The following is a 2508-nucleotide window of genomic DNA, read 5'->3' as shown; positions in this document are numbered from 1 at the left end:
TTGCGTCCTTCTGCCGTCCCGCCTATTTTACCGGCCGGTAACAGCGCCTTCCTTTGACGGAGTTGAGCGGATGTCCCGGACTGCACGCACCCCCCCCCCCCCCCCCCCCCCCCCCCCCCCCCCCCCCCCCCCCCCCCCCCCCCCACCCCCCCCCCACGAGGCCGGGCCCCCCCCCCCCGCCGGCCCCGCCTCGGCCGCCGCGTACGTGACGCCGTGGTCCGCCAGGACCTCGGCGGCCGTGCCCGGGCGCGAGAGCAGGGCCAGCAGCAGGTGCAGGGTGGCGATGTGGCGGTCGTGGCGGCCCAGCGCGATGCGCAGGGACTGTTCCAGGACCTTCTTCGTGCCCTGGGCGAAGGGGACGTGCCGGCCCACCGGCTCCGGGCGGCCCAGCGCCGAGCGGAGCGAAGAGCCCAGGGTCCGCCGCCGCGGGGCCGCGGCGGCCAGTACGCCCTCCCCGTGGGCCTCCTCGACCCGGGAGAGGATCGCGGTCAGGTCGATGCCGAGACCCGCGAGGGCCTCCTCGTCCGCCCGGGACATGCCGCCCCGGCGGCGGGCCGCGGCGAGGTCCGCCGCCATCGCGGCGCGGTCCACGCCCAGCGGGTCCAGCGCACCGCGGTCCAGCAGGGCCAGGAGCAGGTGCTCCTCGCTCACGTTCGCGGCCCCCGCCTTCCGGGCTTCGGCCACGGCGCCCACCACGGTGTCCCGGGCGTCCTGCGTGAAGCGTTCGAACATCAGACCCTCCCGTGCTTCTTGTGCACGGCCTGCCGGCTGACGCCCAGCTCGGCCGCGATCTCCTGCCAGGACCAGCCCTGCGCGCGGGCGCTGCGCACCTGTACCGCCTCCAGCTGCTCCAGCAGCCTGCGGAGGGCGGCCACGGCGCGCAGGCCCACCCGCGGATCGCGGTCGCCGGCCCGCTCGGCGAGATCGGTCGCTTCTGTCATGCATGTCAATGTAGGTTGACATGCGCGAGGGTGTCAACTGTCATTGACGGCTCGGCGTCGGACAGGTTTGGGGGTGTCCGCCTAGACCGTCAGGACGATCTTTCCGAACAGGTCGCCCGCCTCCAGCTTCTCGAAGCCCTCCCGCGCCCGGTCCAGCGGCAGCACCTCGTCGATCACCGGCCGCACCCCGGTCGCCGCGCAGAACGCCAGCAGGTCTTCCAGCTCGTCCTTCGACCCCATCGTCGAGCCGACCACCTTGAGCTCCAGGAAGAAGATCCGCGTCAGCTCGGCGTGCGCCGGCCGGTCCCCGCTCGTGGCGCCCGAGATGACCAGGGTGCCGCCGGGGCGCAGCGATTTGACCGAGTGCGACCAGGTGGCCGCACCGACCGTCTCGATCACCGCGTCCACTCGCTGCGGGAGCCGCGCGCCCGGCTCGTACGCCTCCACCGCGCCCAGCTCCACCGCCCGCTTGCGCTTGGCTTCGTCACGGCTGGTGGCGAAGACCCGCAGGCCGGCCGCCTTGCCGAGGACGATCGCGGCGGTCGCGACCCCGCCGCCCGCACCCTGCACCAGTACCGAGTCGCCGGGGCGCACGCCCGCGTTGGTGAACAGCATCCGGTACGCCGTCAGCCATGCCGTCGGCAGGCAGGCGGCCTCCTCGAAGGACAGCTCGGCGGGCTTGCGCAGGACGTTCCAGGCGGGGACGGTCACCTGCTCGGCGAAGGTCCCCTGGTACCGCTCGGTCAGGATCGAGCGCGGCTCGTCGGGGCCGACCCCGTGCCCGCTCTGGCCGATCACGGAGTGCAGGACGACCTCGTTGCCGTCCTGGTCGATGCCGGCGGCGTCGCAGCCGAGGATCATCGGGAGTTTGTCCTCGCCGAGGCCGACCCCGCGCAGCGACCACAGGTCGTGGTGGTTGAGGGAGGCGGCCTTGACGTTCACGGTCACCCAGCCGGGGCGGGCCTCGGGGGCCGGGCGCTCGCCCAGCACGAGGCCGCTCAGCGGCTGGTCACGGTCGATTCGGGCGGCGTAGGCAGCGAACATGCCGCGACGCTACCGCTCGGTAGCCCGTCGGGCCAGACCTGTCGGGGCCGAGCAGGTGAGGCCTTCGTCGCACGGCCACCCGTACGGATCGGTGGCCGCAGACGGGAACCGATCGGGGGTGCCGAGGCGTCCACGATGGACCGTCCGAAAGTCGAACGGAATCTTTCGTTGCCTCCTCAACTAACCGTGCCACGTGCGGTCTTGTGTGGCCGGAAGGGAGAAGCGGAACGTCAGGATCGAGCCTCTGGGGGCGGTAACATTCACGCCATGCCGCCCGGCTCGTCATGAGCCCGCCACCTTGTGGCCGCATTCTCAATGACGAAGCGTCAGCTCCGTCGAGGCGCTGAGGCGGAGCATCCCCTCCCGGTTCGGGGGCGGGGAGGGTGTGCCCAACAAGAAGAGGGGCCCGGCCGGATGCAGATCCGGCCGGGCCCCACTGGCGAGCACGGCCGGGGAGGCCACGCGGGGCCCCCCGGAGGCGGTGGGCCCCGCCGCGCCCGCGGCCGCCCCGGGCGCGGGGGCG

2 protein-coding genes and 1 pseudogene are annotated in these 2508 nt (G+C 73.7%); all 3 read right to left on the bottom strand.

Annotated features, from left to right (window positions below; all coding sequences use genetic code 11):
• Positions 1-165 precede the first annotated feature (165 nt).
• Positions 166-732: pseudogene (locus tag ACFXGI_RS31355) on the bottom strand (Clp protease N-terminal domain-containing protein); the annotation flags it as partial.
• On the bottom strand, positions 732-941 hold the full coding sequence (locus ACFXGI_RS31350; RefSeq protein WP_008741547.1) for a helix-turn-helix domain-containing protein: 210 nt from the start codon (positions 939-941) through the stop codon (positions 732-734). The gene ACFXGI_RS31350 and the pseudogene ACFXGI_RS31355, both read right to left, overlap by 1 nt.
• Positions 942-1022: 81 nt before the next feature.
• Positions 1023-1985 (bottom strand): zinc-binding dehydrogenase, encoded by a 963-nt coding sequence (locus ACFXGI_RS31345; RefSeq protein ID WP_053691791.1) that lies wholly within the window; start codon positions 1983-1985, stop codon positions 1023-1025.
• Positions 1986-2508 lie beyond the last annotated feature (523 nt).

The organism is Streptomyces sp. NPDC059355 (assembly GCF_042752335.1).
In the GTDB taxonomy this organism is placed as follows: Bacteria; Actinomycetota; Actinomycetes; order Streptomycetales; family Streptomycetaceae; genus Streptomyces.
Note: the sequence above shows the minus strand (reverse complement) of the source record. Positions and strands in the feature narration are given on the sequence as shown.

What these genes read in the sequence shown, in the direction of transcription:
- ACFXGI_RS31350 (WP_008741547.1), bottom strand. Translation starts at nt 941, where the DNA reads ATGACAGAAGCGACCGATCTCGCCGAGCGGGCCGGCGACCGCGATCCG.
- ACFXGI_RS31345 (WP_053691791.1), bottom strand. Translation starts at nt 1,985, where the DNA reads ATGTTCGCTGCCTACGCCGCCCGAATCGACCGTGACCAGCCGCTGAGC.